Origin of the sequence: Psychroserpens sp. SPM9 (assembly GCF_025153525.1) — a bacterium.
Taxonomy (GTDB): domain Bacteria; phylum Bacteroidota; class Bacteroidia; order Flavobacteriales; family Flavobacteriaceae; genus Psychroserpens.
This window is the reverse complement of the sequence record NZ_JANZNR010000007.1, coordinates 23,943-50,679: the sequence shown is the minus strand read 5'-3', so window position 1 is coordinate 50,679 and position 26,737 is coordinate 23,943. Positions and strand designations below refer to the sequence as shown.

Below are 26,737 nucleotides of genomic sequence, written 5' to 3'. Positions count from 1 at the left end.
AGTATTTCAATTTTCAGATGCAAAGATACGTATTAAAACTTTCGATTAAGACTATTTCTTATCATCCAAAGTGCCATGACAAAATTACCAACAATAAATAATCCGCTAAATAATAACCACTGTTTAACTTGATCAGAAAGACTAACGATGTTTAAGATATCTGATAAATACGCTAATATCATATACGATGATAAACATACAAAGGTAATACCTAAAGTAAAGTTGAGCTTTCTATTGGGTTTTATGAGTTGCCATAAAAAAGGAATTCCAAATAAAAGAATAGGGTAGGCAGTGAGGCCAAAACTTTTGTTTAAGTCTGTAAACCAATAGGCGATTACAGTTAAAAAATAAAAGTAAGGCACATATTTTGAATAGTTGCTTATTGTTTCCATCTGTTGCTATTTTTCAGATGTAAATTGCCTAAAATGGCTGGTTGAGAGGCTATTTACTATTAATCAATTCTATAACGTAAGATACGTATAGAAATTATAATTGGTCGTGAGTATAACAAATTATTAACGCTATCTTCAGAAATTTTAACACATCCTACCAATGGCTTTAAGTATCAATAGTTTAGTTCGTGCTAGGTGTTTTGCAGACTTTCTGAAACGAACATAAAAATCATGATTTTAATTATTTATAAAGATTGATTGATTAATCGGAATTTAACGTACCTTTGCACGCTTAAAATAAGGCATCAATTATGGCTAATATTAAAAACATTGCAATTATTGCACACGTCGATCACGGTAAAACCACTTTGGTTGATAAAATCATGTACCATTGTCAGCTATTTCGTGAAAACGAAAATACAGGTGATTTAATTTTGGATAACAATGATTTAGAACGTGAAAGAGGAATTACAATTACATCTAAAAACGTTTCTGTAATTTATAAGGATACAAAAATAAATATCATTGATACACCAGGTCACGCCGATTTTGGAGGTGAAGTAGAACGTGTTTTAAACATGGCTGATGGCGTGTTATTATTGGTTGATGCTTTTGAAGGTCCGATGCCTCAAACGCGTTTTGTATTACAAAAAGCTATCGATTTAGGTTTAAAGCCTTGTGTGGTCATCAATAAAGTTGATAAGGAAAACTGTACGCCAGATGAAGTACATGAGAAAGTGTTTGATTTGATGTTTGAATTAGGTGCCGAAGAATGGCAATTAGACTTCCCAACAGTTTATGGTTCTGCAAAGAATAACTGGATGAGTGATGATTGGCAAAATGAAACCGAAAACATCGAACCACTTTTAGATATGGTTATTGACCATATTCCTGCGCCAAAAATTGAAGAAGGCACTACTCAAATGTTGATTACATCACTTGATTTCTCATCATTTACGGGTCGTATTGCTATTGGGCGTTTGACTCGCGGACAATTAAAAGCGGGACAAAATATCTCCTTGGTAAAACGTGATAAGAGTATTGTAAAATCGAAAATTAAAGAACTTCATGTGTTTGAAGGCTTAGGACGAAAGAAAGTTGACGAAGTTCAAACTGGAGATATTTGTGCGATTGTTGGATTAGAAGGTTTTGAAATTGGTGATACGGTTGCCGATTGGGAAACTCCTGAAGGTTTAAAAACCATTGCAATTGATGAACCAACAATGAGTATGTTGTTCACTATTAACGATTCGCCTTTCTTCGGAAAAGATGGAAAGTTTGTGACCTCTCGTCATATTAAAGATCGTTTAACCAAAGAATTAGAGAAGAACTTAGCACTTCGAGTTGAAGAAACTGATAGTGCAGATAAGTTTATGGTTTTTGGTCGTGGTGTATTACACTTATCGGTTTTAATCGAAACCATGCGTCGTGAAGGTTATGAATTACAAATTGGTCAGCCGCAAGTAATTATCAAAGAAATTGATGGTGTCAAATGCGAACCTGTTGAAGAAATGACTATTGACTTACCCGAAACCGTTTCAGGCAAAGCCATAGAAATGGTGACGATGCGTAAGGGTGAAATGTTAAGTATGGAGGCTAAAGGTGAGCGAATGGTTTGCGAATTTATTGTGCCTTCTAGAGGGATCATCGGTTTGCGTAACCAATTATTAACGGCTACTGCTGGTGAGGCTATTATGGCACACCGTTTTAAAGAATACCAACCTTTAAAAGGGGGAATTCCTGAACGTCAAAACGGAAGTTTAGTGTCTATGGAAAAAGGTCAAGCCATTCCTTATTCTATTGATAAACTACAGGATAGAGGTAAGTTTTTTATCGATCCGGGCGAAGATATTTATGAAGGTCAGGTGATTGGTGAAAATTCTCGTGGTGATGATATGACAGTCAATGTTACTAAAACTAAAAAGTTGAGTAATGTACGTAGCTCTGGAGCAGACGATAAAGCGAAAATTGTACCTGCAATTAAGTTTTCATTAGAAGAAGCTTTAGAATATATTCAAAAAGATGAGTATGTTGAAGTGACTCCTAATCACTTAAGATTACGTAAGATTTTCTTAACTGAAGTTGAGCGTAAGCGTAACAAAAGTATCTAATAATAGATCGAAATAGATTGCAAAAGGAATCCATATCTGGGTTCCTTTTTTTGTTTTGGAGTTTTCTATATTTACAGAAAATAAAACGTTTTGCATGTGTTTTTTGAAGTACTATAAAGGTTAAATGGCAAAGCGTGTGCTCAAAGAGATAATTAATGAAGTTTCTAGATAAAGTTTTAAGACATTGGCGTGTCAAAGTAGCAAGCCATTACATAAGACCCGATGATAAAATCCTTGATTTTGGTTGTTTTGACGGGTATTTATTTAAAGCTTTAGCGCATAAACCTATTAAACCCAGTATAGGAATTGATCCACTTCTCAAAACCCATATGAATATGGGTAAGCATCAGTTGATTTCTGGTTTGTTTCCTGAAAGTTTGGCCAGTGATGAAACCTTTGATGCGGTTGTAATGCTTGCCGTTTTAGAGCATATTCCCAGACCGCAACAGCAACAGTTTAATGCTTCATTTTTTAGATATTTGAATCCTTCAGGGCGTGTTATAATTACGGTTCCCTCACCATTTGTAGACCATATTTTAGCTGTTTTAAGATGGTTAAGACTAATCGATGGAATGTCTGTTGAAGAACATTATGGTTTCAAGTCGGAAGAGGTTTTTGATCTATTTGATAAACAAAACTTCAGATTAATAAAGCATAAAAAGTTTCAGCTTGGATTAAATAACTTATTCGTATTTGAAAAACGAAGTTAGTCTTTACTTTTTAAACTCAGAATACTGAAAAATAAGCTGAATAAAATAATTTGAATACCCGACAATATCGTAAATACTGCAGGAATGATAAGCCGTAATGTTTTTGAAGTATCTAAGCTTCCGAAGTCAACAGATTCCCAGAAAAATAGGCCTTTAAAACTTAATACAATTCCCAGAGTAAGCAATAAAGCGCCAATAATCAATCCGCGTTCTAAATTTAAATACTTAAACATTGAATTATATCGGTTGCTTTTGGGTAGCAGGCCGTTTTCTACAGCAAAAATTTTAGTCAGCGCATAAAACACCAAAAACTGAAATCCGATCAACGCCATACTTGAGGTGTAAAGAAGTGTGTGTACATCAAAAAAAACAGTATCTATCGCTATAGGCTTTATAATGAGTGCGATTGATGCTAATATGCCAAAAAAGAGAAGAATCAGACTCGGATATAAGAATAGCCATTTTGGACTATACAGCAATAAAAACCGCAAATGCCTCCAGCCGTCGGTCCAGGTATTTAAATGTGGTGGTCGGCTTCTTCCGTCTTTATGAAGTTTTGTTGGGACTTCAGTAATGGAAAGCTTATTGAGTTTGGATTTGACAATCATTTCAGAAGCAAATTCCATTCCTGTGGTTTTTAAATTCATTTGAAGAAATGCTGCTTTTGAGAAACCGCGTAAGCCACAGTGAAAATCACCGATTTTAATATTAAAAAATAACCTACCAATAAAGGATAACACAGGATTACCAAGGTATTTATGGAGAAATGGCATTGCGCCTTTTTCGATACCACCTTTAAATCGGTTTCCCATCACAAGATCGTAACCTTCTCTGAGTTTTTCAAGAAAAGGTAAGAGCGCTTCAAAATCATAACTATCATCGGCATCAGCCATAATAACGTAGGTTCCGTGGGCAGCATTTATACCACCTTTTAAGGCATTGCCGTAGCCTTTTTGTTCAACTGGAACGACTCTAGCATCTAGCGATTTTGCAATAGCAATAGATTGATCAGTACTACCATTATCGGCAATAATAATTTCACCCGAAACAGCATTAGTATTCAGAAAACTTTGTGCCTTTTTGATGCAAATACCAAGTGTTTCTTCCTCATTAAGACAAGGCATTACTATCGATAATTCTAGTGATGATTTCATAGTGGTTGTGCAAATGCTCTAGGCATTATACGCTGGGATTAATGGGTTGATTAGCGGTTGGTTTGAAATGGTTTAGCAATATAAAAATGATGATAAAAATAATCCAGTCGTTATAAAAAGTATACCTGCTTATGGTATGAATTCCTATGGCAATAAATGCGATATTGGCTATAATAAGCAGGAGTAAAAATCCCATCATTATATGAACTTTTGATTGGTTTTTAATTCCGTAAAACAAACAATAGGCTGTTAGTATAAAAGACAGTAACATATATACCGAATTGCGATAACCCATTTTTATATTTTCCAAATAGAGTTTTATCCAAGCTTTGAAATTGTCTAATACTAAGGGTAAAAACATACCATAAGTTAATTGGTCAACTTTAATATAGGTTTCGTTTGTTGTAGCATTTTCTTTAAAAAGCGAACTAGCGACAGGTAAAACGGTATGATTTGCAATGTTTGCATAACTATTGTGGTAGGTAAATATCGTATTGGCATCAGGTTGTTTTTCAAGACAATTAATTGTTAAGCATTTATGGGTTAACTCACTATATGATTTCTGAAAAAAATCACGTTCATTTGGGGTGTCAAATAGCTTATAATCTTCGGCATCTGCCACATATAAAGGTGCAGAAATAAGCACAATGCCTGTCCAAGGCGTACTCACAAAATGCTGGTGTTTTAGTTTATGAAAACTTCGATCCAATAATCCTGATAAAACCGGTAAAGCTAAAAATGCAATTCCGATGATAGCTAAATTTTTATAGGCTTTGGTTTTATACGCTATGTATAGGGCAATCAAAATTCCCATAGGAATCATGAAAAGAAATTGATTTCGGGTTAATAGTAAAGCGATTACTAACAAGCCAGTACCGTAGAATTTTTGAAATCTTTGGTAATAAATAGCATCAATATATCTAGCAACAACCATAAGATATAGCGGATATGCTAAGGCTTCAGACATGATTGTATTAGCGAGATGATGTTTGTAAATATAAGGGAGTAGTAATAATCCAGTGATAAGAGCATACCAGATATTAGATAGCTTTAAATGGCGCCTCAAGCGTTTTACAAGATAATGTATAGAATAGAATCCTAAGATGCATTGTATAATAGCTGTAGCAATGGTTTCGGCAGATCCAAAGATAAATTTAATAAGGTATAAAAATAGGGGATAGACCGGTGAGCGAATAATATACATGTCTAAATAGCCATCAGAATCCGGTAGAAGTAGGATAGGTTTACTTAAAACTAAACCAAGCACAATAAGGAACAGTAAGGCTGTGGTATAGTTAATCTGTTTGTCTGACATTTAATAATTTTCGCTAATTACTATAGGTAAAAGTAAAATAAATTTTAGTTTTACACGATTACCATTTAAGATAAATAGTATTGACTGCAAATACTCATCATACTTTAGACTACCGTGTTGCGATATATAATCAGCAAGCATATGAAGCATGGAATGACTTTGTGTTACATTCTAAAAATGCCACTTTTTTATTCCATAGAGACTTTATGGAGTACCACAAAGATAGGTTTGAAGACTTTTCATTACTCATTTATAAAAATGACAAGCTGTGTGCTCTATTGCCAGCAAATAAGGTAGGTGAAACTTTACATTCGCATCAAGGTCTCACCTATGGTGGTTTACTCTTAAATGCAAATATGAAGTTTAGAGAGACTATACTTGTATTTAAAACTGTTTTAAAGTTTTTATTAGATCAAAAGATACAAGGCATAAATTTTAAATTATTACCTTCAATTTATGCAGATCAACCTAGTGATGAATTATTGTATTTATTGTTTTTGCTTAAAGCAGAATTAACACGGAGAGACGCTTTAGGTGTTTTAGATTTAAAAGATTCTCCAAAGCGTTCTAAGGATAGAGTTGAAGGTTATAAAAGAGGAGTAAAGCAACAACTAGTTGTTAAGGAAGTTGACGATTTTGAGGCGTTCTGGAATGAAATATTAAAAGTAAATCTACAAGAGAAACATCAGGTTGATCCCGTTCATAGTTTAGAAGACATTAGATTGTTGAAGCAAAAATTCCCTAATTCAATACGACAATTTAATGTTTACAAAGATGAAACTATTGTTGCTGGTACTACAATATTTGAAACAAAGCATGTGGCACATTCGCAATACATTTCTGGAAACACAGATAAGAATATTTTAGGAAGTTTAGATTATTTGCACATCCATTTACTCGATAATGTTTTTCAAGATAAAAAGTATTTCGATTTTGGAATTTCAAACGAAAATAATGGCAAAAATGTCAATAAAGGATTGCAGTATTGGAAAGAAGGATTTGGCGCTCGAATCGTAACTCAGGACTTTTATTCTGTCAATACTCAAAATTATAAGTTGTTAGATGATGTAATGCGATGATAAAATTTTTAGACTTAAATAAAATCAACACCAGATTTGAAGATGAATTGGCATCATGGTTCAAAACGTTTTTAAATTCAGGCTATTACATCAAAGGTGATGAGGTCAAGCATTTTGAATATAACTTTGCCAAGTACTGCGGAACCAAACATTGTATTGGTGTAGCCAATGGTTTGGATGCACTAACGCTTATTTTTAAGGCTTATATTGAATTGGGGAAACTAGCGCCTGGAGATGAAGTTTTGGTGCCTGCCAACACTTATATTGCCAGCATTTTATCTGTCATTAATTCAGGGCTTAAACCCGTTTTTATCGAACCTGATGAAGCTACATTTAATATTTCGCCATTAGAAATTGAAAACCATATTACAGCACAAACAAAAGCCATCTTAGCAGTGCATTTGTATGGGCAATTGGCAGATATGGACGCCATTAATACACTGGCAAAACAACATCATATTTTAGTTGTTGAAGATGCTGCACAAGCGCATGGTGCTGTGCTGTCTTCCGAAGAAAAAAAGGCAGGAAATTTATCAGATGCGGCAGGATTTAGTTTTTATCCGACTAAAAATTTAGGAGCACTTGGTGACGCTGGAGCAGTGACCACAAACGATGATGACTTGGCGGCATGTATTAAATTATTGCATAATTACGGAAGTTCAAAAAAATACACCAACGAAAAAATAGGCATTAATAGTCGCTTAGATGAATTGCAGGCAGGTTTTTTAAATATAAAACTCAAGCATCTTGATGCCGATAATACCATACGAGTACGTATTGCACAACAGTATTTAAAAGCGATTGACAATCCGAAAATTAAACTGCCATTCTATAATTTTAGTGATAATCATGTCTTTCATGTATTTGTTGTTAGAGTTAATGATAGATCAAAATTCATTTCCTATTTGGAGGATAAAGGCATTGGTTATCTTATTCATTATCCTATAGCGCCTCACCATCAAAAAGCCTTATTGCCATATAAATCTCTATATTTGCCAATTACAGAGGCTATTCATGAGACTGTGGTAAGTATTCCATTAAGTCCTGTCATGTCTTCAGAAGAGATTGAAACAATTATTAATGCCCTAAACCTTTATTAATTGAAGAGCTTTATAAAATACATTAATACTAATGTATTATTTAAGGTTGCACGTTTAAACTCTGCAACTATTGTTACCAAAATTATTGCTGGCATTTTGACTTCAAAAGCCATTGCCATTTTTATTGGTGTCGAGGGTATGGCACTTATTGGTAATCTTAGAAATTTCTTAAGTGCAGTACAGTCAATGTCTATACTTGGTTTTTATAATGGTGTTGTTAAAACCATCGCCAAGGTTAAAAATGATACTGTAAAATTAAGTGAAACGCTTTCTACTGCTTACTATCTCTGCTTTTTTTCAACAGTAATCGTGTCGTTTTTATCGTACTACAACGCCGAGTATATCAACGATTTGCTATTTTCTGCAAATTTCAACTATGCATATGTCATTAGAATCATGGCTTTGGCACTCCCGTTCTATGCTGTAAATATGATGAGTTTTTCAATCATGAATGGCTTTTCAAACTACAAGATGCTGCTTATTATTAATATTATTGGTCAAATTTTAGGGCTGTTAGTAACCTTGCTTTTAATTTATATCGACAATATCGATGGCGCCTTAGTTGCAGCTGTAGTGGCACCTTCCCTTATTTTCCTGATTACTTTAGTTGGTATCATCAACAGGCGAAACCTAATGACTTACATTAAAACCGATCATATTAGGTTTAGTGTTTTAAAGTCTTTTGGACCTTATGCCGCAATGGCAGCTGTTACGGCTATAGCTTTACCATTGATTTCAATTTGTATTCGTAATTATATCATTTCTGAAGTGGGAATAAAAGAAGCAGGTTATTGGGAAGCTATGAACCGAATTTCGAAATACTACCTCATGTTTATTACCTCAATCATTACGTTGTATATCGTACCACGTTTTAGTGAGATTGAAAGCAAAACGGAGTTTAGAAAAGAAGTGTTCGGGTTTTATAAGTCGGTCATGCCAATTTTTGGTTTGGGCTTAATCCTGATTTATGTTCTGAAGCCACTTATTGTACCTCTTATTTTTTCAGATGAATTTAAGCCAGTACAAGACTTGTTTTTCTGGCAGCTTTTAGGCGATTTTGTTAAAGTGTTAACGCTCGTGATTGCCTATCAGTTTCTTGCTAAAAAGATGTTTGCACACTTTATTATTGTAGAAATATTTTTAGTAATAATGCTCTATATTTCTAGTGTTTATCTTATTGATGTATTTGGCGTTAAAGGTGCTGTAATTGGGCATTTTATTAGCTATTTGATGCATTTTGGTATTGTATTGCTTATTTTTGGGACATCACTATTTGGGATTATTTCTGAAGGGACTACTGAGAAATAATTAGCTTTTAATCCATAACAATTTTCTGAAGTATAAATTCATAGCCATAAAATGAAAGACGTAGGTTAGAAAGTAGGCTATAGACACGCCTACAAAGCCATAAATGTTAACAAAGAGAATTGTAAGGCTACAAAATACAATAGCCCAACCTATTTGAAAAAAGACAAAAACTTTTGTTTTTGCTTTAGAAACTAAGATTTTTCCTAAAACCCAAGAGTTTATTTTAACGGTGTCTCCTAGCAGATGGAATAAAATTATATTATTAATTAAAAAGAACTCTTTGCTAAAAAGTAACGGGATGAAAAAATCTTTTAAAAGATATATCACAAATGTGATAATGATTATTGAAGGAAAGCTTAAAGACCAAACTTTAAAAACTTCTTTTTTGAGTTTATTTCCAGCTATGTTTGAGAATGTTGGAATCAAGTAAAACTGAAAGGTTGTTGTAATAAACATTAAGTAAATTGCCGATATTCTCCACATTCCTTCCCAAGAACCAGCGTAATCAACTCCGAGATTTGAATTTAAAAATGTTCTAATAAAAAATGTGGCACCAAACAAGCATATGGGAGCAACAATGGCCATGACCGAAAATTTCGTTAAATTTTTGAAATGCAAAGCATCGAGCTTTGATTTAAGCAGTGTCAGCGTAAATTGCTTCTTGTTTCTAATAAAGTAAAATGAAATTATAAAGGCCACTATTTGATTAAAAGCCATAGCATAAATGGCTCCTATTACTTCATATTTTATAACCATTAAAACCATAATTATAGCTGTTATTATGGTGGCTATAATATTTATGAGTACATAAGTTTCTATTTTTTTTAGGCCGTTTAAAACCGACATAATAAAGCTGTGAATCGCGAGAGCGATAAAGGAAAAAGCCACTAGCACAATGCCTTTTGAATACTCAGCATTGTTAAATAAATACATCGAAATAGGCTCGCTAAATAGTAAGGTTAACAGGCATACAATAACTGAAAATATCAAGTGTATTTTTAAAGCAGATCCTATAAACGGCTCGAGTGTTTCTGTAGTCTCATATTCGGCAACATACTTCACAACACCATTATCTGTTCCCAAATTGCTAGCAACTTTACCAATGTTTAGAAAGTCTTTCAGTTGTCCCAAAATGAATATTCCATTGGTTCCTAGATAGACAGCAGTAATTTTGTTGGTAATTAGTTTCGTAACTAAAGAAACCGATGTACTAACAACAGAATAAAGAGATGTTTTTATTAAACTCATTTAAATTGATTAAAATCAGTCCATTTATTAAAATCGATTTCTACTAGCTCTTTTAATAATACATAATCATCTTTGTATAATTGGCTAATCCATTCTCTGTCATTTATTGAAAGCTTCGAGTATCCTTTTTTGGAGTCTGTCATTTTAATGACATATTCTGAAGCGTTATTCCTTAAATGCGTTTTGATGTTTTCTGGTATTATTTTGTGTATGGGTTTAAGTAGTTTTGATTTTCCACTTACAACATGCTGAATAGATTTATAAATATAAGGATACTTAAGTACAACCGTTTTATTGGTGTCTGTATTTTCAATTGTTTCTAATTTTTTAAGTTCTAAAAAACCTAAGCATTGGTTTAATGTGTCTAATGGAGACTCCTTCAAATCTTCAAATAAGACCACTTTAATTTGAGTCTTTTCAAATGAATCATAGAACTTTGCTAGCCATTTAGCATAAAGTCCGTATTGATAATAATGCTTAAATCGGCCTTCAGGTAATCGAGAATGGATATTAGGTTCTTCATCCATATCTTTTAATACAGCCTCCCTAAAACCTTTAGTTTCACTACCAATTCCTTTAAGATACCAATAATGTGAGTAAATTCTATCAACAGGATTCCTTAAAATAAATATGAATTTTGCCGATTCATCCACATGTTTTTTAACGTTTTCAATAAAATTGGGGAACAGCATGTACGATGTACTGGATTCGCCTTTATATCTAGTATTTAAATTTGTAAATAGGTCGTGGTACTTTGAATCATAAAGGTTTAAGTCAGATTCAAAATCCTCATTCACAAAATAAAAGGGTTCTTTGTTGGTAGACATACATATGTCTGGATGTTGATGTAACAAGTTGTGCAATGTGCTAGTCCCAGATTTGGCAGCACCTGGAATAAAAAGATTAGGGAAATATTGTGGTTTTGGCATATTTAAAAATTAGCACCTTCAAAAATAAACAATTCTTTTACAAACATTGTATGGGAAAGAGTTTCGGTAATAAATATAAAATGACCAGTTATTACAGACTCGCATTTTTTTTATCCCAAGCATCCAAATACTGTTTTCCAATCTTTAAGTAGTGATGCTTGTCTTCAATAAATTGCCGAGCATTTTTTGAAATAATCCCAATCTGTTCAGGATTATTAATAAGCCATTCTAATTGCTCTATAATCTGTTGTACATCAGGTTCGGCATTTATGGCGACCGTATTTTTTTCTAAATTGTAATAGTCTAACCATTCTTGTTCTGCGCCAGTAAAAACGACTTTCCCAGCAGCCATGGCCTCTAAAGCATTATAACCTTGATCGTAAGCGTAAACCATATCTAATAAAATATGTGCTTTTTGGTAGTGCTTTAAATACGCCTCATAAGGGATACTTCTAGTTGTTATAATTTCAACTTTGTCACTGTGTTTTTCCTGAATATAATCGAGTGCTTTTTCAAAAAAATCATTCCCTTTCTTATAGTAGTTTTGAGTATTAATACCATGAAAAATGATAATCTTATCAGAAATCATAGGGGCTTCAAATGGTATGCGATCTGTATTAATCGGATTAGGAATGAGACCTAAATATTTAGGATGACCAATCATTGGTAAGTGATAATCCATATCTGTAGCGATAACACCGTTTATGTTTTTATATATATACTTGTGTAAATCAATATGATTCGGTTTTAAGTATGTAAAAACATGTTGAAAATCCTTCTTTGAAACTTTGCCTTCAAAATATGGTGTTAAAATGGAGTATTTAAATTTTTTGTCGTAAGCGTATTTTACACTTAGATAATCAGTGCCACAAGATAAAAGAAAGACCTTGGCATTATTTTCGAAAATAAATTGAAAAAGTTGTCGCTCAATAGCAGGAACGGTTTTAAACACACGTTCGTTAATCACCTGAACGATATCATAATGCACTAAGTGTTGCCTGTGTGCTTTTATTTGCTTTTGTATGGCTAACGAATTCAAATCGATATTAAAGAACTTATAAATAATTCTCTTGATTAATTTTGGGAAGCCTTTTTGATACCGATTGTAAATTTTAATATCAACTGGAAAATTCTTGAAGCCATCACCATCACCAATCAAAGTGACATCATGCCCAAGAGCAATTAATCCTTCTTTTAGAGAGTTGTGCAGTCTACTGTATTCGCCAACCAATAATATCTTCATTTAGCCTATATTTGGCATAAAGATAAATAATTGTAAATGCCCAATACTAAAAAAATATGTATTGTAGTTTCATCATTAGGTTCTGGTGGAGCTGAACGCTCATCAGCCTTACTTTCTAAAATGTTGAAAGACTTAGGATATACGATTCATATGGTTTCAATCCTAGATTCTATCGTCTATGATTTTGAAGGTGACTTATTAAATTTAGGCAAGGTGCAATCAAAACTACCATTGCTAAGACGCTTTAAGAAATTTAAAGTGTTTAAAGCCTATTTAAAATTGCACAATTTCGACTTTGTTATTGATAATCATACCAGAGATGACTTATTAAAAGAGCTCATAGCTTCTAAATGGCTTTACAAATCAATAAACACAATTTACTGCGTAAGAAGTTTTAATCTGAATTTATACTTTCCGCCATATAAATCTATTGTGAAATGGCTGTATAAAGACGCCTATCGTTTCGTTGCAGTTTCAAACGAAATTAAAAATGAGATCCAGTCAACCTATGGTTTTCAAAATGTTACTAGAATTTATAATCCTGTTGAATTGAATAGTAATCATTTAGAACAGGTAGATCAAAATATAGGGGATTATATTATGTTCTACGGACGTATTGTCGATGACGTTAAAAATATTAGTTTATTATTAGAATCCTATAAAGCATCACAGCTACCAAAACATAATGTGGCACTGTTAATTTTAGGTGATGGTCCAGATTTACAACATATTAAAGATAAGGTTGATGCCGATGGTTTAAAAGACAATGTTTATTTTAAGCCATTTACTGAACATCCTTTTTCTTATGTTGCCCATGCTAAATTTACAGTATTAACAAGCTACTACGAAGGGTTTCCGAGAGTGCTTTTAGAGTCTTTGGCCTTAGGGACGCCTGTCGTTTCTGTAGACTGTAAATCTGGCCCTAAAGAAATTGTGACTAACGAATTCAACGGTCTATTGGTAGAAAATCATAATTCAGTAAAGCTCACTGAAGCTATGAATCGTTTGATATTAGATAAAGCATTATATTTGAAATGTAAATCTAATGCTAAGGAAAGTATGGCTCCATTTACGTTGGAAGTCATTGGAAAAGCTTGGCAGGATTTACTATCTAAAAAAGAAAGCATTGAACAGTAATAAAAGCATCACACTTTTTGACATTCCAAAAATTGAAGACGTAAGAGGTAATCTTTCAGTGATTGAAAAAGATTTAATTCCTTTTGAAATCAAACGGGTTTATTATTTATATGATATTCCTAGTAATGCTTTTAGAGGCGGTCATGCGCATATCGAGCAACAAGAGGTGTTGGTAGCACTTAGCGGTAGTTTTGATGTCTTGCTGGATAATGGAACATCTAAAGAAACCATCATGCTTAATAAACCCAATAAAGGACTTCTCATTAAATCAGGAATTTGGAGAGAACTCAGTAATTTTTCTTCAGGTGCTGTTTGTCTGGTGCTTGCTTCTGATGTTTTTGAAGAAGCAGACTATATCAGAGAATACAATGAGTTTTTACTATCGAAACGCGCTTAGATTGATATGAAATTGTCGCAGTAAGTTCTGAAGACGTTTTAAGATTACCAACAGAGATTTCGGACTAGAGATTAAAAGTTTTTGCTTAAAATTCATATGCTTAAAATCAATCCTATCAAAATAATATTTTGCTAAAGCGTTCTCACCAGAGCGTTTACATTGCATTCCTAATGAAAATCTATTAGCATCTAAGTACTTTCTTAACGAAGCATGTGTTTGTGTATGCGCTTCAAATTGCTCTAAATCCATCACCTTTCGATTGCGGATATGCTTTTCAGAGATTCTATTATCGGCATCTTGATTTATAGTGACGCTTATGGTATTATAAAAACATATGTCAAAATCTAATGCAATTCTAATCCATAGCTCCGTATCTTCTCCCGAATCTATAGCTTCATTAAATCCGCCTAGTGTTTTAAAAATCATTTTCGGAATCATCACACTAGAAGTATAAGCAATAGAATCTACCAAAGTCGCCTCAAAATAGTCGTCAATCGGCCCTAAAAAATCAGGGTCCGAAATAGTGTGGTAATGACATTTGTAATGTGTACCATTGATTTTTTTGTCATAAGCCTTACAGTACATGCCGCATTTTGGATGTCTGTCTAGCATCATTTTAATATGTTCTAAATGATGACGATGCCATATATCATCAGCATCTAAAAAACATATATAATCGGCACTCGATTGCTCTACGCCATAGTTTCTTGCATAGGAAACACCATGGTTCTCTGTAGTAAATAATTGAATTCTAGAGTCATTAAAAGCTTCAATTTGATGCGCACTTGCATCTGTAGAACCATCATTTATAACAATGATTTCAAAATTTTTAAACGTCTGATTTAAAACACTTTCAATGGTGGTTTTGATATGCCTTTCTTTATTGTAAAGCGGAATAACGACAGAAAAGAAAGGTTTCATTACTATTTTGTAGATTTGACATTAATGAGTAAACAACAAGCGTAAAGATATAAAACTCCTTACAATTGAAGTTGCTTAATGAGCTAATCCTAAAAATACGCATATTAATCCACTACTGTCTATAATCGTTCCCAGTTATAACGCCTGCGAGCAACTAAAAAGTTGTATTCTGAGCATACAAAATCAATCGTTTAAAAATGTTGAGGTTTTAATTATGGACGCGCAATCCACAGATGGTACCTTAGCCTTTTTGGAAACTTTACAACCGCCTTTTTATTGGACAAGTGAGGCTGATAACGGAATTTATGATGCCATGAATAAAGGCATAAAGAAAGCAAAAGGACAATGGCTTTATTTTATTGGAGCAGATGACCAATTAGCAGATGACGAGGTGCTTACACGTGTATTTGAGAATGCTATTGCAGATGCTGTTGAGCTGCTTATTGGTAGCATCAAATATGATTTCAAAGCGAATGATGCTCGTTTGGTTAAGCAAAATAATGGTGTATTTGTACCCAAATGGTCGTCTAAGTTATGGCTGAAACATACGGTTCATCACCAAGGTTTGTTTTATAAACATTCACTATTTAAGGCGTTGCAATATGATTTGAATTATAAGATTCTTTCAGATTATAATCTCAATTTGAAATTGTATAACAAGCAAATACAAGTAAAACATCTCAATACCATCGTCGCTATCTGCGGAACTGATGGAGTTTCAAAAACATATACTTGGAAGCTCTATGCAGAAGACCTGCGATTAAAAACCGAAAACAGTTCGGTCTTGCTTCAGCCTGTGTTTTTTGTGATTGTCTTTTTAAAATTCACCTTAAAAAAACTAAAATTAATTTAACTAAAAATGCAAGTAAATGGGATGGTATGATAATTGTAAAACCTATGATATGAAATCTTTGTTTTTATATAGTATCTTCTATTTTTTAAGTTTGGGCTTAAACGCGCAACAGGAATTTCATGTCTTTCCAGAACATCATGAGACTTCGCCTGGAACATCAGATGGAAACGGAACCTTGTCTCAGCCTTGGGATTTACAAACAGCACTAATTCAAAAATCGAATGTGGTCAAATCTGGCGATACCATTTGGTTACATGAAGGTGTGTATAATGGACGATTTTTAAGCAAACTCGAAAGCCTTGAGCCCAATCAATTTATTACAGTTTCGGGTTATAAAAATGATAAGGTAGTTTTAAACGGAAATGTATCTTCTACAAGAGATGCTGTATTAGAAGTTAAAGGGCAGCAGGTTATTTATAAAAATTTTGATGTGACTTGGCTTGGAGATTTTTCCAGAGATGCTAATGATGATAATTTTGAATATGCTACAGGAATTAGACATACTACAGGTGAAAACTGTCGGTTCTATAGTTTGAATATTTATAACAATCCGGGTCTCGGAATTGGCTCATGGAAACATGGTGCAGGAACGATTATTGAGAATTGTATGATTTACAATAATGGCTTCATGTCTAAGGTTGGAAAAGGTGGAGGTGAAGGTATTTATGTTCAAAATAGTAGCGACGACGTCCGTTTGATAAAAAACAATATCATTTTTAATAATTATTACAAGGGAATCGAGGTTTGGTCCGCAGGAAAACGAGCAACATTTGAATTTGTAAAAAATATACGGCTAGAAAATAACCTCATATTTAATAGTGGAACGCCTTCAGGAAAATATAGAGATAACGTCATTATTGCTTCCGATGATAGAAACGGAATCAATAGTGCCAAGCATATATGGGTTGTTAATAATGTGTTTTATCACAATACGAGTAAACCCAGAGGCGGCTTGATTGGTGATGCGCCATCTTTAACTTTGGGTTTTAATAAAAATGCGCCTATTGAAGATGTCGTTATCGATGGAAATATTATTACTGGAGGCTACAATGGCTTGAGGATTTTACATGCCAAATCTTTACAGTTTACTAATAATTTGGTGTATACAGGAATGGTTCAAGTGAGCCCGACAATCTCTGATTTTTTTAAGCAATGGACCTTTAATTCGAATACCATTTACACCACGCTCAAAACACCGATGCGAATCATTAAGGTTGAAGATCATTCTTTAGATACATGGCGTGACAAATTTCAATTAGATAAAGACAGTCAGGTTAAGGAACCCTCAACATTTGATATAAACAATGTGCTTCGTGTTATAAATCACAGTCAGAATAAAAATAAGTTTACCGTAGCACTTTTTAATACTGAAGGTAATGACGTTACTGTAGATTTTTCAGAATATAAGATGCGACCTAATACTGCGTTTAAAATGTATGATGCCGAAAATCCTAAAGTTGTATTGAAATCTGGTCAGTTGTTTGAAGATGCTAAGATAACATTCCCGATGCAATTAACCGATTTTGAAAAACCGTTACACAATTCAAAAGCGCGGAAAACGCTATCAAATTTTGGGGTGTTTATAGTAGAATTTGAACCTCAGGAAAATGGCGTTGATACACCTGAAAAAAAGTCCAATGCCATTCAGCGTTTTTTTAAATGGCTCGGGTTTTAGTAGGTTTCTAGTTTTTGCGTTGTACTACTTCAAACACCTTGTTTTCATCACACTTTAACGTCTTACTAGGATACTTTAAAAGCAAAGCATAATCATGTGTTGCCATTAAAATTGTATTACCGTTTTTGTTGATGTCACGAAGCACTTCCATGACTTCAATACTGGTTTGCGGGTCCAGGTTTCCAGTAGGTTCATCAGCCAGAATAAGTTCAGGGTCATTAAGCAATGCTCTGGCAATTGCAATACGTTGTTGCTCGCCTCCAGATAATTCATGCGGAAACTTAAAGCCCTTGGTTTTCATATCCACTTTGTCTAATACAGCTTCAATGCGATCTTTAATTTTAGTCTTGTCTTTCCAGCCTGTAGCTTTTAAAACAAATTCTAAATTACCATTAATTGTTCGGTCAGGTAATAATTTAAAATCCTGAAATACAATCCCTAGTTTTCGTCTTAAAAAAGGGATGTCTTTTTCCTTTAAAGTTCGCAAATCGTAATCCACAATATGACCATCACCTTCGGTTAATTGTAAATCGCCGTAAAGGGTTTTCATAAAACTACTTTTTCCACTTCCTGTTTTACCAATGAGATAGACAAAGTCTCCTTTATTCATTTCAAAATTAACATCAGATAATACCAAGCTATCACCTTGATAAATAGAAGCATTTTTGAGTTGTAAAACAGTTTCAGACATATCAGGTTTTTAAGAGTTGTGTTCTAAGTTGTAAATGTATTTTAAAAAAATCAAATCGCATAATTTAGAACCTAGGTAATTTACAACGGAAATAAAGACGACACTATTATAAGTGTAACATATTTTTAAGTTGAAAGTCTTTTTAATAAGTACGTTTATAATTATAGCACGATTCTTGCGTTATAGCTTTGAGATAAATTATCTTTGACATCAATTAAAAATCGAACTTAATGACTTTCAGAAAAATAAGTTTTTTATTAAGCTTTTTGCTGTTTGCATCTTATGCGCAAGCCCAGCAAACTGCTGCTTATACCAGTGATTTGGTAGACTATCAAAAGGCGCTCACCTTATATAATAATAAGCAATATCAGGCAGCTCAATCGTTGTTTGAAGCCATTAAAAATGATGCGCCTAATGAAACGGTAGAATCCGATTGTGCATATTATATTGCCAATTGTGCGGTGCGTTTAAATCAGCAAAATGCCGACGACTTAATTCAAGATTTTGTCGACGAATATCCTACAAGCACAAAGCGAAACACGGCATTTTTAGATGTTGCCGATTACTATTTTGCGAATGGAAAATATGCCTATGCCAGAAAATGGTATGATAAAGTTGACGAAACCAGTATTGCACGTTCTGAACGTGATAAATTCAACTTTAATTATGGGTATACCTTGTATTCTACAGGTGATGAAACAGGAGCAAATAAATACTTAAACCGCGTTATAACGTCTAAAGAATATGGTTCTCAGGCTAAGTATTATATTGGTTTTATGGCTTATGAAGGTGATGATTATGACAAGGCGAATGAGTACTTTGACCAAGTAAGTGATCAAGAAAAATATCAGGAAAAACTATCGTATTATCAGGCAGATTTAAACTTCAAATTAGGCAAGTTTGAAAAAGCGATTGAGCTTGCTCAAGAACAATTAGATAAAAGTACGCCTCAGGAAAAATCTGAGCTTTCAAAAATCATTGGAGAGAGCTATTTTAACTTGGAGCAGTACAATGAAGCGATTCCGTATCTAAAAGCATATAAAGGCAAACGTGGTAAATGGAACAATGTTGATTATTACCAGTTGGGTTATGCGTATTACAAACAAAATGATTTTGAAAGCGCCATTTCCGAATTTAATAAAATCATTGGAGGCGATAACAGTGTGGCTCAAAATGCCTATTACCATTTAGGAGAGAGTTATATCAACCTCGATAAAAAGCAGGAAGCATTAAATGCATTTCGTAATGCCTCTCAAATGGATTACGATTTAAAAATTCAAGAGGATGCTTGGCTCAATTATGCTAAAATCAGCTACGAAATAGGAAATCCGTACCAATCGGTTCCTCAGGTCTTAACAAGTTACTTAGATAAGTATCCAGATACAAGTTATAAAGATGAAATTGAAACCTTGCTGATTGATTCTTACATCACTTCTAAAAACTATCAGGAAGCCTTAAAACTACTTGATGGAAAAACAAGTTTCGAAAACCGATTGGCCTATCAAAAAGTGGCTTTTTACAGAGGTATAGAAGTCTATAACGAAGTTAATTACAACGCAGCTAAAGTGCTTTTTGATAAATCTGTCAAAGAAGCTAAAGATCCGGTTTTTACAACACGAGGTATCTTCTGGAAAGCAGAAACCGATTATCATCTTAATAATTTTGATGAGGCTTTAATTGGATATAAACAGTTTATACAACAAAATGAAGCTTCCGAAGTTCAGGAAATCGAAAACATAGATTATAATATCGCCTACACCTATTTTAAACTTAAAAATTACGATCAGGCGACTTCTAGTTTTCAGAAATTTATAGATACCCACAAAGACGATAAATTGCGTTTAAATGACGCTTACTTAAGACTTGGCGATGGGTATTTTGTGTCGACAAATTACAGTAAGGCAATTGCGGCTTATGATAAAGCGATTGCGATTAACGAAATAGAAGCCGATTATGCCTCTTTTCAAAAAACAATGAGTTATGGCTACATTGGTCAGCGCTCTCAAAAAATTCAAGGTTTAGAATCGTTTATTAGTGCGTTCCCTAAATCTTCACTTCGTGATGATGCCATGTATGAATTGGCGAATTCTTATGTAAAAGCAAATGAAACGGCTAAGGCGATGACGATGTATGACCGTTTAATTTCAGAACATAGCAATAGCGTGTTTATTTCAAAAGCCTTGCTACGTCAAGGACTTTCTTATTACAACGCCAATGATAATGAGCGGGCTTTGACCAAACTTAAGCGTGTCGCTAACACTTATCCTGGAACCGAAGAAGCCAATCAGGCTGTATCTACAGCACGTTTGATTTATATTGATTTAGGACGTGTAGACGAATATGCGGCTTGGGTAAAAACACTGGATTATATCGATGTTACAGATGCAGAGCTAGACAATACAGCTTATTTAGCTGCAGAGAAACAGTACTTAGAAAATAAAACCGACAATGCCATTCGTCAGTTTAATAAATATTTAAATGAATTTCCTAACGGAATTCACGCGCTTAAATCACATTTCTATTTAGCCGAATTGTATTCCAAAAAGGAGTTACCCGAAAATGCTAAGCCACATTATGAATATGTTGTGAGTAAACCAAAGGGCGAATTTACAGAACAGGCAGTCGTTAAACTTTCTGAAATATACCTCAGTGCGAAAAACTGGAGCAAAGCCATTGCATTGTTAAAACGTTTAGAAACCGAAGCCGATTATCCGCAAAATGTCACCTATGCACAGTCTAATTTGATGAATGCTTATTACCAGCAACAACAGTATGCTGAGGCGGTGAGTTATGCTGAAAAAGTCCTTCAGAATACTAAAATAGATAATAAAGTAAAAAGTGATGCACAAATCATTATCGCACGCTCAGCGATTAAAACAGGTGATGAAACTAAGGCAAAACAAGCTTATGCTCAGGTTGAAAAAATAGCAACGGGTGCTTTGGCTGCCGAAGCCTTGTATTATAATGCGTATTTCAAGCACAAAGAAGGGAAGCATCAAGCGTCTAATACAACGGTTCAAAAACTGGCCAGAGATTATAGCAGTTACAAATACTATAGTGCTAAAGGTTTAGTTATTATGGCTAAAAATTATGATGCTTTAGGAGATGCTTTTCAGGCGACATACATTTTAGAAAGTGTTATTTCTAATTTCCCTGAATTTGAAGATGTTGTTGCTGAAGCGCAGCAAGAACTCAATAGAATAAAATCGGAAGCAGCAAAAACGAATGCTTCTGTTCAATCTGAAGAAAATTAAAAAAAGATTTTAAGCTTGGTCACTCCATACATTAAAAGTGATTTACAAGCGAAACAAAACGATACTATGCAACATACTTTCAAACATATAGCATTAGCCATTTTTACTCTAACAGTGTCGATCTCATTTGCCCAAGAGCGAGAAAATGATACCATTGATACCGATGTGGTGAATGTGATTAAACCTTATACGCCAACTATTTCTGATGCGTTTAAGATTAAAGAAACGGCTACACTTAACGATTCTACAACTGGAAAAAAGAAAGTTATTAAATACAATATTTTTTCTATTCCTGTCGCGTCAACTTTTACACCTGCCAAAGGGAAAGCAGCAACCGTTGATAAAGAAAAACCAGTTAAATTATACGATAATTATGCCTCTTTAGGTGTGGGAACTTATACCACGATTCTTGGAGAAATATACTTAAATCACGCTTTGAGTTCTACCGAGCGTGTTGGAGGTTATTTTAGCCATCATTCTTCAGCTGGCGATATTGAGGGTGTTAATTTTGATAATAATTTTTCTGAAACAGGTCTTAACGCTCATTACAGTCAGAAGTTACGAGACTACTCATGGAAAGTAGAAGGCGGTTTTCAATTACAAAGTTTTAACTGGTATGGCGTGCCCGATCAAACAATTGATGTTTTTGATGTCGATCATGCTTTCTATACAGCAAATTTTGGAGGAAATATCAATTTTGAAGATGCTATTATTAAAAACGGAAGCGTTCTTTACAGACGCTTTGGTGACGACCAAGATTCTGGTGAAAACCGATTTGTTTTAAAATCTGGATTTGATGTTCCTGTTGCCGATGAAGTGATAAATGCTGAAGTAACTATTGATTACTTAGGCGGTTCATTTGACCGAAGTTATTTTGTTAATGAAGAACTGAATTATAGCAATATCAATTTCGGTTTAGCACCAAGTTATCAAATGAAAGAAGATGATTTGACACTTAATTTGGGACTTAATTTAGTCTATCTCAACGATAACGAAGCGAGTGATAGCAAATTTTTTATCTATCCGAATATCATGGCGAGCTACCGCTTAGTTGACGAATTATTAATCGCTTATGGTAGTATTCAAGGTGGTTTGATTCAAAATTCTTATTATGATTTTGCACAAGACAATCCGTTTGTGTCTCCAACTTTATTTGTAGCTCCAACAGATCAGGCATACAATACTTCCTTAGGAATTAAAGGAAAGTTATCTAACAGTATGAGCTATAATATTAGTGGTCATTATCTGGCAGATAATAATAAAGCCTTATATAAAGCCAATACATTTCTAGGCACTGCTGAAGAGAATTATCAACATGGTAATTCCTTCGGAGTTGTTTACGATGACCTCACAACTTTTTCTGTTGCTGGAGAATTGAATGTTGATGTCAACCGAAATTTTAAACTCGCACTTAAAGCCGAATATTTTGCTTACGATACCAATAACGAAGCCGAAGCGTGGAACTTACCAGACATTAAAGCTTCTGCCTTTTTAGATTACCAAATCGATGAACATTGGTTTGCTGGAGCTAATCTGTTTTTTGTTGGCGAACGTAAAGACGAATATAGAGAAGAAGGCGTTTTGGTTTTTACCGAACCTATGACCATTACCTTAGATAGTTATTTAGATGCTAATGCGCACGTAGGCTATAAAATTAGTGACGAATTATCTGTGTTTGCAAAAGCCAATAATATTGTCAATCAAGATTATAACCGCTGGTTAAATTATCCGGTTCAAGGTATTCAGTTTTTAGCTGGAGCCACATTCCAGTTCGATTTTTAAAACGTCTGTTATTCTGAATATTACTCAGAATTCCATTTAAAAACTTAGAAAAGCATTCACTCCAGTAGTTAGGGATTGAATGCTTTTTGTACTTTTATACTTCTAAAATTTCAACCATGAAAAAACTAACCATTCTTCTGCTTTTAATAGTATTGTATTCATGTTCTAATGAACAACAAACGGTCGATTCTATTGTTATCAATGGAACTGTTTATACTGTCGATGACGATTTTTCTAAAGCTCAAGCTTTTGCTATCAAAGACGGTAAATTTATAGATGTTGGTTCTTCCGAAGCGATCAAAGCAAAGTATACGTCTGAACACATAATCGATGCACAAGGCAAAACCATTACTCCAGGATTTATTGATGCCCACTGTCATTTTCTGGGTTTAGGCTTTAATCAGCAAGCAGTAGATCTAGTCGGAACAAAGAGTTTTGAAGATGTGGTGAAACGTGTATTAGACTTTCAGAATGAAAATAATGTTTCTTTCATTATTGGGAGAGGTTGGGATCAAAACGATTGGGAAGAGAAAGTATTTCCGAAGAAAACACTTCTGGACAAAATGTTTCCTGAAACTCCAGTAGCGTTGACTCGTATTGACGGCCATGCCGTTTTGTGTAACCAAGCAGCTCTAGATTTAGGTCAAGTCACAGTTAACAGTAAAATTGAAGGTGGAGAAGTTGTTGTTGAAAACGGCGAACTCACAGGTGTATTGGTAGATAACGCCGAGAATTTAGTGATGAACTATTGGCCAAAACCAACACGTGATGACATGGTAAAAGCCTTATTAAATGCGCAGGATATTTGCTTTGATTTGGGACTAACAACAGTTGATGACGCTGGGCTAGATCGTAATTCTATTGAAATTATCGACAGTTTACAACAAACAGGCGATTTAAAAATGCGCGTGTATGCTATGGTGTCCTTTTCAGAAGCTAATGTTGATTATTATACCAATAAAGGGATTATTAAAACCGATCGCTTAAATGTGCGTTCTTTTAAGTTTTATGCCGATGGCGCTTTAGGATCTCGAGGCGCTATGTTGCGTGCGCCTTATAATGATAAACCGAATCATTTTGGTTTACTGGTGACCGATTTACAGACGTTTAATGCTTCAGCTGAAAAAATAGCCAATTCTGAATATCAAATGAATACACATGCTATTGGCGATTCGGCTAATCATGCCGTATTAAAAACTTATAATAAAGTGCTTAAAGGCAAGTCTGATAGACGCTGGCGTGTAGAACATGCACAAGTGGTGTCACCTGAAGATTTTGAGCTTTACAAAAATGTATTGCCTTCGATTCAGCCAACGCATGCAACCAGTGATATGTATTGGGCTGAAGACCGCTTAGGAAGTGAGCGTGTCAAAGGTGCTTATGCTTATAAACAATTGCTTGATTCCTACGGAAAGGTAGCCTTGGGAACCGATTTCCCTGTCGAGCAAGTGAGTCCGTTTTTAACCTTTTACGCTGCCGTAGCAAGACAGGATTTAGAACACTATCCTGAAGATGGATTTCAAGCAGAAAACAAATTATCAAGAGAAGAAACACTAAAAGGAATGACCATTTGGGCGGCGTATTCTAATTTTGAAGAACAAGAAAAAGGAAGTATTGAAGCAGGCAAATTTGCCGATTTTATCATTTTGGATAAAGATATTATGACTGTGAATCAAAATGAAATTCCAACGATTAAAGTCGAACAAACCTTTGTTAACGGAGAAGTTCAATAGCATTTGAGAAACCATTCTGACTAAAGCGATGCTTCTTAATAGTTTTGGAACACTTCTTGCAAATACTTAATTATGAAACAAATTATACTAATAGCACTTATTTTTTTGAACCTTGCTTGTGGTGCGCAAAAGGTTACGGCTGGTCCAGAACTAATGAGTTGTGAATCGGGTACTGAACAGGCAACAACCGACTTTAATAACGACCATTATAAAATCTATAGATTTGGCATGATAGACCTATCTAAAGATCGTGGTTTTCATGATTTTTATAAAACCTATCTACAAGAAAAACATCAAATTAAGTTAGTTGATAAAGGAGATGCTGTGATGCCAAACGATAAATGTTATAGTGATACCATGGAGACGTTGATTAAAAAGAAGTTTGGAGAAGATGTATTTGAACTTGCAAAGAAGCAAGCCAAAATAGAGTTTGAAAAACAGGATTAACAAGCTATTAAAAAAGCCTTGCCAGATAATCAAAGTGTTCGCCATCCATTACCTTGTCACACTGCAGGCCCACACCTTCACATGCGACTTGTAAACGTTCAAAATCAAGATATAACCATTTCATAGGTGCTTCATCTTCGCCTTTGTAGCTAAGGTAATAATCCAATTCGCCATAATAGTCGGCATTGGTGTCAATCCAGAGTCCGCCATCCTCATCCTCATACATATATTTGATATCCGACGAGTCGATTAAAATTTGACCATTCGGATTTAAAAGTGATTTTAAATGCTTGAGATAGATAGAAATTTTTGATAATTCTTCAAAAACACCAGTGCCATTCATTAATACTAAAATAGTATCAAATGTGCGCGTTTCTTCAAGGATATCCTTTAGTTCTACATTTAAAACACCACGTTGTTTTGCAACTTTAACAGCGCCTTCAGAGGTATCTATAGCAGCGACATTGCATTCTTTTTTTTGAAGGTATAAACTATGACTTCCAGCACCACAGCCTACATCTAAAATGCTTCCTTTAGCTAATTGCAAAGCTTTTTGCTCGAGTTTGGGCATTTCAGAAAAATTTCTAAATAAATACGGAAGTGGTAATTCATCTTCACCAGAAATATTTGTAGAGGTGATGAGGTCTTCCGTATAATTTCCGTTTTGAAAATCCAGTAATGCGTTTCCGAAAAGATCTTTTTTCATAATTTTTGTCATGCCTAACTTGAATCAGCATCTTATAAAAGTAGTATTTTTGTTGTATGCAAGACTTTATCAATCATCTTCCAAAACTCGCCAAAGATAAGCATAAGGAAAACAAAACCTTCTTTACCAAGCTTAAAAAAAAGCCACCAAAACAATTGGATTATTTAATGCAGGAACTACATGAAGCCGAATTTGAACGAACCGATTGTTTAGAATGTGCAAATTGTTGTAAAACAACTGGTCCTTTGTTTACAACGAAAGATATCGAGCGCATTGCTAAGTATTTTAAGTTGAAACCACAGCAATTTATTGATGCTTATTTGCGTTTGGATGAAGAGAATGATTACGTGTTGCAAACGGTGCCATGTACGTTTTTAGGTGTCGATAATTACTGTTCTATCTATGATGTGAGACCCAAAGCGTGTCGGGAATTTCCACATACTGATCGGAAGAAATTTCAGCAAATATCAAATTTAACATTAAAAAACGTAGCGATTTGTCCAGCAGCATTCCATATTGTGGAAGCCATGAAAAAACGAATTAAATAATTAA

Annotated in this window: 23 protein-coding genes; 14 read left to right on the top strand and 9 right to left on the bottom strand. The window is 34.2% G+C overall.

Features of this window, described 5'->3' with window-relative positions:
- Nucleotides 1-32: 32 nt before the first annotated feature.
- Entirely contained in the window at nucleotides 33-392 is a 360-nt protein-coding gene (locus tag N4270_RS13950; RefSeq protein WP_260097959.1) for a hypothetical protein, read from the bottom strand.
- 311 nt (nucleotides 393-703) lie between these two features.
- Here N4270_RS13950 and typA point away from each other — a divergent pair, with 311 nt between their 5' ends.
- Together typA and N4270_RS13940 are read left to right on the top strand one after the other, a co-directional pair.
- A complete protein-coding gene (typA, locus tag N4270_RS13945; protein WP_260097958.1) occupies nucleotides 704-2,503 on the top strand; it encodes a translational GTPase TypA in 1,800 nt (599 codons plus the stop codon).
- 155 nt (nucleotides 2,504-2,658) lie between these two features.
- A complete protein-coding gene (locus N4270_RS13940; protein ID WP_260097957.1) occupies nucleotides 2,659-3,213 on the top strand; it encodes a bifunctional 2-polyprenyl-6-hydroxyphenol methylase/3-demethylubiquinol 3-O-methyltransferase UbiG in 555 nt (184 codons plus the stop codon).
- On the opposite strand, the gene N4270_RS13935 is transcribed toward N4270_RS13940, so the two are convergent.
- The gene (locus tag N4270_RS13935; RefSeq protein WP_260097956.1) at nucleotides 3,210-4,367 is read right to left on the bottom strand and encodes a glycosyltransferase family 2 protein; all 1,158 of its coding nucleotides are present in this window, start codon (nucleotides 4,365-4,367) and stop codon (nucleotides 3,210-3,212) included. The two genes, N4270_RS13940 and N4270_RS13935, sit on opposite strands and share 4 nt — an antisense overlap.
- Before the next feature lie 25 nt (nucleotides 4,368-4,392).
- On the bottom strand, nucleotides 4,393-5,682 hold the full coding sequence (locus N4270_RS13930) for a hypothetical protein (protein ID WP_260097955.1): 1,290 nt from the start codon (nucleotides 5,680-5,682) through the stop codon (nucleotides 4,393-4,395).
- Nucleotides 5,683-5,762: 80 nt separating this feature from the next.
- Here N4270_RS13930 and N4270_RS13925 point away from each other — a divergent pair, with 80 nt between their 5' ends.
- The 3 genes from N4270_RS13925 to N4270_RS13915 are packed head-to-tail and all read left to right on the top strand — an operon-like array spanning nucleotide 5,763 to nucleotide 9,169.
- A complete protein-coding gene (locus tag N4270_RS13925; protein WP_260097954.1) occupies nucleotides 5,763-6,761 on the top strand; it encodes a GNAT family N-acetyltransferase in 999 nt (332 codons plus the stop codon).
- Nucleotides 6,758-7,861 (top strand): DegT/DnrJ/EryC1/StrS aminotransferase family protein, encoded by a 1,104-nt coding sequence (locus N4270_RS13920; RefSeq protein ID WP_260097953.1) that lies wholly within the window; start codon nucleotides 6,758-6,760, stop codon nucleotides 7,859-7,861. Before N4270_RS13925 ends, N4270_RS13920 begins: the two co-directional genes overlap by 4 nt.
- Nucleotides 7,862-9,169 (top strand): O-antigen translocase, encoded by a 1,308-nt coding sequence (locus tag N4270_RS13915; RefSeq protein ID WP_260097952.1) that lies wholly within the window; start codon nucleotides 7,862-7,864, stop codon nucleotides 9,167-9,169. It begins immediately after the preceding gene.
- Here N4270_RS13915 and N4270_RS13910 read toward each other — a convergent pair whose 3' ends face one another.
- The 3 genes from N4270_RS13910 to N4270_RS13900 all read right to left on the bottom strand — a co-directional run bounded on the left by N4270_RS13910 (nucleotide 9,170) and on the right by N4270_RS13900 (nucleotide 12,589).
- Nucleotides 9,170-10,417, bottom strand: a complete 1,248-nt coding sequence (locus tag N4270_RS13910; protein ID WP_260097951.1) for an O-antigen translocase — start codon at nucleotides 10,415-10,417, stop codon at nucleotides 9,170-9,172.
- On the bottom strand, nucleotides 10,414-11,346 hold the full coding sequence (locus N4270_RS13905; RefSeq protein ID WP_260097950.1) for a sulfotransferase: 933 nt from the start codon (nucleotides 11,344-11,346) through the stop codon (nucleotides 10,414-10,416). The genes N4270_RS13910 and N4270_RS13905 overlap by 4 nt, the downstream gene beginning before the upstream one ends.
- A gap of 91 nt (nucleotides 11,347-11,437) precedes the next feature.
- Complete coding sequence (locus N4270_RS13900) at nucleotides 11,438-12,589, bottom strand: glycosyltransferase (RefSeq protein ID WP_260097949.1); 1,152 nt, start codon at nucleotides 12,587-12,589, stop codon at nucleotides 11,438-11,440.
- Between the two features lie 36 nt (nucleotides 12,590-12,625).
- On the opposite strand from N4270_RS13900, the gene N4270_RS13895 reads away from it, so the two are divergent.
- Both N4270_RS13895 and N4270_RS13890 read left to right on the top strand, forming a co-directional pair.
- Entirely contained in the window at nucleotides 12,626-13,726 is a 1,101-nt protein-coding gene (locus N4270_RS13895; protein WP_260097948.1) for a glycosyltransferase, read from the top strand.
- Complete coding sequence (locus tag N4270_RS13890) at nucleotides 13,716-14,123, top strand: FdtA/QdtA family cupin domain-containing protein (protein WP_260097947.1); 408 nt, start codon at nucleotides 13,716-13,718, stop codon at nucleotides 14,121-14,123. The genes N4270_RS13895 and N4270_RS13890 overlap by 11 nt, the downstream gene beginning before the upstream one ends.
- Here N4270_RS13890 and N4270_RS13885 read toward each other — a convergent pair.
- Nucleotides 14,106-15,044, bottom strand: a complete 939-nt coding sequence (locus N4270_RS13885) for a glycosyltransferase family A protein (RefSeq protein ID WP_260097946.1) — start codon at nucleotides 15,042-15,044, stop codon at nucleotides 14,106-14,108. The genes N4270_RS13890 and N4270_RS13885 overlap by 18 nt on opposite strands.
- A gap of 103 nt (nucleotides 15,045-15,147) precedes the next feature.
- Between N4270_RS13885 and N4270_RS13880 the strand changes: the two genes are divergently transcribed.
- Nucleotides 15,148-15,897 carry a glycosyltransferase family 2 protein gene (locus N4270_RS13880; RefSeq protein WP_367399965.1) on the top strand — a complete coding sequence of 250 codons (750 nt, stop codon included), beginning with the start codon at nucleotides 15,148-15,150 and terminating at the stop codon, nucleotides 15,895-15,897.
- A gap of 49 nt (nucleotides 15,898-15,946) precedes the next feature.
- The gene (locus tag N4270_RS13875; protein WP_260097945.1) at nucleotides 15,947-17,572 is read left to right on the top strand and encodes a right-handed parallel beta-helix repeat-containing protein; all 1,626 of its coding nucleotides are present in this window, start codon (nucleotides 15,947-15,949) and stop codon (nucleotides 17,570-17,572) included.
- A gap of 7 nt (nucleotides 17,573-17,579) precedes the next feature.
- On the opposite strand, the gene N4270_RS13870 is transcribed toward N4270_RS13875, so the two are convergent.
- Complete coding sequence (locus N4270_RS13870) at nucleotides 17,580-18,263, bottom strand: cell division ATP-binding protein FtsE (protein WP_260097944.1); 684 nt, start codon at nucleotides 18,261-18,263, stop codon at nucleotides 17,580-17,582.
- Nucleotides 18,264-18,493: 230 nt separating this feature from the next.
- Here N4270_RS13870 and N4270_RS13865 point away from each other — a divergent pair, with 230 nt between their 5' ends.
- The 4 genes from N4270_RS13865 (at nucleotide 18,494) to N4270_RS13850 (ending at nucleotide 25,479) form a co-directional block, all read left to right on the top strand.
- Entirely contained in the window at nucleotides 18,494-21,517 is a 3,024-nt protein-coding gene (locus tag N4270_RS13865; RefSeq protein WP_260097943.1) for a tetratricopeptide repeat protein, read from the top strand.
- Between the two features lie 66 nt (nucleotides 21,518-21,583).
- Nucleotides 21,584-23,299, top strand: a complete 1,716-nt coding sequence (locus tag N4270_RS13860) for a TonB-dependent receptor (protein WP_260097942.1) — start codon at nucleotides 21,584-21,586, stop codon at nucleotides 23,297-23,299.
- A 116-nt stretch (nucleotides 23,300-23,415) separates the two neighbouring features.
- Nucleotides 23,416-25,032 carry an amidohydrolase gene (locus N4270_RS13855; protein ID WP_260097941.1) on the top strand — a complete coding sequence of 539 codons (1,617 nt, stop codon included), beginning with the start codon at nucleotides 23,416-23,418 and terminating at the stop codon, nucleotides 25,030-25,032.
- A gap of 72 nt (nucleotides 25,033-25,104) precedes the next feature.
- Complete coding sequence (locus N4270_RS13850) at nucleotides 25,105-25,479, top strand: hypothetical protein (protein ID WP_260097940.1); 375 nt, start codon at nucleotides 25,105-25,107, stop codon at nucleotides 25,477-25,479.
- Nucleotides 25,480-25,486: 7 nt separating this feature from the next.
- On the opposite strand, the gene N4270_RS13845 is transcribed toward N4270_RS13850, so the two are convergent.
- Complete coding sequence (locus tag N4270_RS13845; protein ID WP_260097939.1) at nucleotides 25,487-26,185, bottom strand: bifunctional 2-polyprenyl-6-hydroxyphenol methylase/3-demethylubiquinol 3-O-methyltransferase UbiG; 699 nt, start codon at nucleotides 26,183-26,185, stop codon at nucleotides 25,487-25,489.
- A gap of 56 nt (nucleotides 26,186-26,241) precedes the next feature.
- Between N4270_RS13845 and N4270_RS13840 the strand changes: the two genes are divergently transcribed.
- Nucleotides 26,242-26,733 (top strand): YkgJ family cysteine cluster protein, encoded by a 492-nt coding sequence (locus N4270_RS13840; protein ID WP_260097938.1) that lies wholly within the window; start codon nucleotides 26,242-26,244, stop codon nucleotides 26,731-26,733.
- Nucleotides 26,734-26,737 lie beyond the last annotated feature (4 nt).

Excerpts from the sequence above, each read along its gene's own strand:
- N4270_RS13865 (WP_260097943.1), top strand. The coding sequence starts at position 18,494 with ATGACTTTCAGAAAAATAAGTTTTTTATTAAGCTTTTTGCTGTTTGCA.
- N4270_RS13950 (WP_260097959.1), bottom strand. The coding sequence starts at position 392 with ATGGAAACAATAAGCAACTATTCAAAATATGTGCCTTACTTTTATTTT.
- N4270_RS13905 (WP_260097950.1), bottom strand. The coding sequence starts at position 11,346 with ATGCCAAAACCACAATATTTCCCTAATCTTTTTATTCCAGGTGCTGCC.
- N4270_RS13850 (WP_260097940.1), top strand. The coding sequence starts at position 25,105 with ATGAAACAAATTATACTAATAGCACTTATTTTTTTGAACCTTGCTTGT.
- N4270_RS13870 (WP_260097944.1), bottom strand. The coding sequence starts at position 18,263 with ATGTCTGAAACTGTTTTACAACTCAAAAATGCTTCTATTTATCAAGGT.
- N4270_RS13845 (WP_260097939.1), bottom strand. The coding sequence starts at position 26,185 with ATGAAAAAAGATCTTTTCGGAAACGCATTACTGGATTTTCAAAACGGA.
- N4270_RS13875 (WP_260097945.1), top strand. The coding sequence starts at position 15,947 with ATGAAATCTTTGTTTTTATATAGTATCTTCTATTTTTTAAGTTTGGGC.
- N4270_RS13930 (WP_260097955.1), bottom strand. The coding sequence starts at position 5,682 with ATGTCAGACAAACAGATTAACTATACCACAGCCTTACTGTTCCTTATT.
- typA (WP_260097958.1), top strand. The coding sequence starts at position 704 with ATGGCTAATATTAAAAACATTGCAATTATTGCACACGTCGATCACGGT.
- N4270_RS13855 (WP_260097941.1), top strand. The coding sequence starts at position 23,416 with ATGAAAAAACTAACCATTCTTCTGCTTTTAATAGTATTGTATTCATGT.
- N4270_RS13935 (WP_260097956.1), bottom strand. The coding sequence starts at position 4,367 with ATGAAATCATCACTAGAATTATCGATAGTAATGCCTTGTCTTAATGAG.
- N4270_RS13920 (WP_260097953.1), top strand. The coding sequence starts at position 6,758 with ATGATAAAATTTTTAGACTTAAATAAAATCAACACCAGATTTGAAGAT.
- N4270_RS13840 (WP_260097938.1), top strand. The coding sequence starts at position 26,242 with ATGCAAGACTTTATCAATCATCTTCCAAAACTCGCCAAAGATAAGCAT.
- N4270_RS13910 (WP_260097951.1), bottom strand. The coding sequence starts at position 10,417 with ATGAGTTTAATAAAAACATCTCTTTATTCTGTTGTTAGTACATCGGTT.
- N4270_RS13885 (WP_260097946.1), bottom strand. The coding sequence starts at position 15,044 with ATGAAACCTTTCTTTTCTGTCGTTATTCCGCTTTACAATAAAGAAAGG.
- N4270_RS13940 (WP_260097957.1), top strand. The coding sequence starts at position 2,659 with ATGAAGTTTCTAGATAAAGTTTTAAGACATTGGCGTGTCAAAGTAGCA.
- N4270_RS13900 (WP_260097949.1), bottom strand. The coding sequence starts at position 12,589 with ATGAAGATATTATTGGTTGGCGAATACAGTAGACTGCACAACTCTCTA.
- N4270_RS13895 (WP_260097948.1), top strand. The coding sequence starts at position 12,626 with ATGCCCAATACTAAAAAAATATGTATTGTAGTTTCATCATTAGGTTCT.
- N4270_RS13860 (WP_260097942.1), top strand. The coding sequence starts at position 21,584 with ATGCAACATACTTTCAAACATATAGCATTAGCCATTTTTACTCTAACA.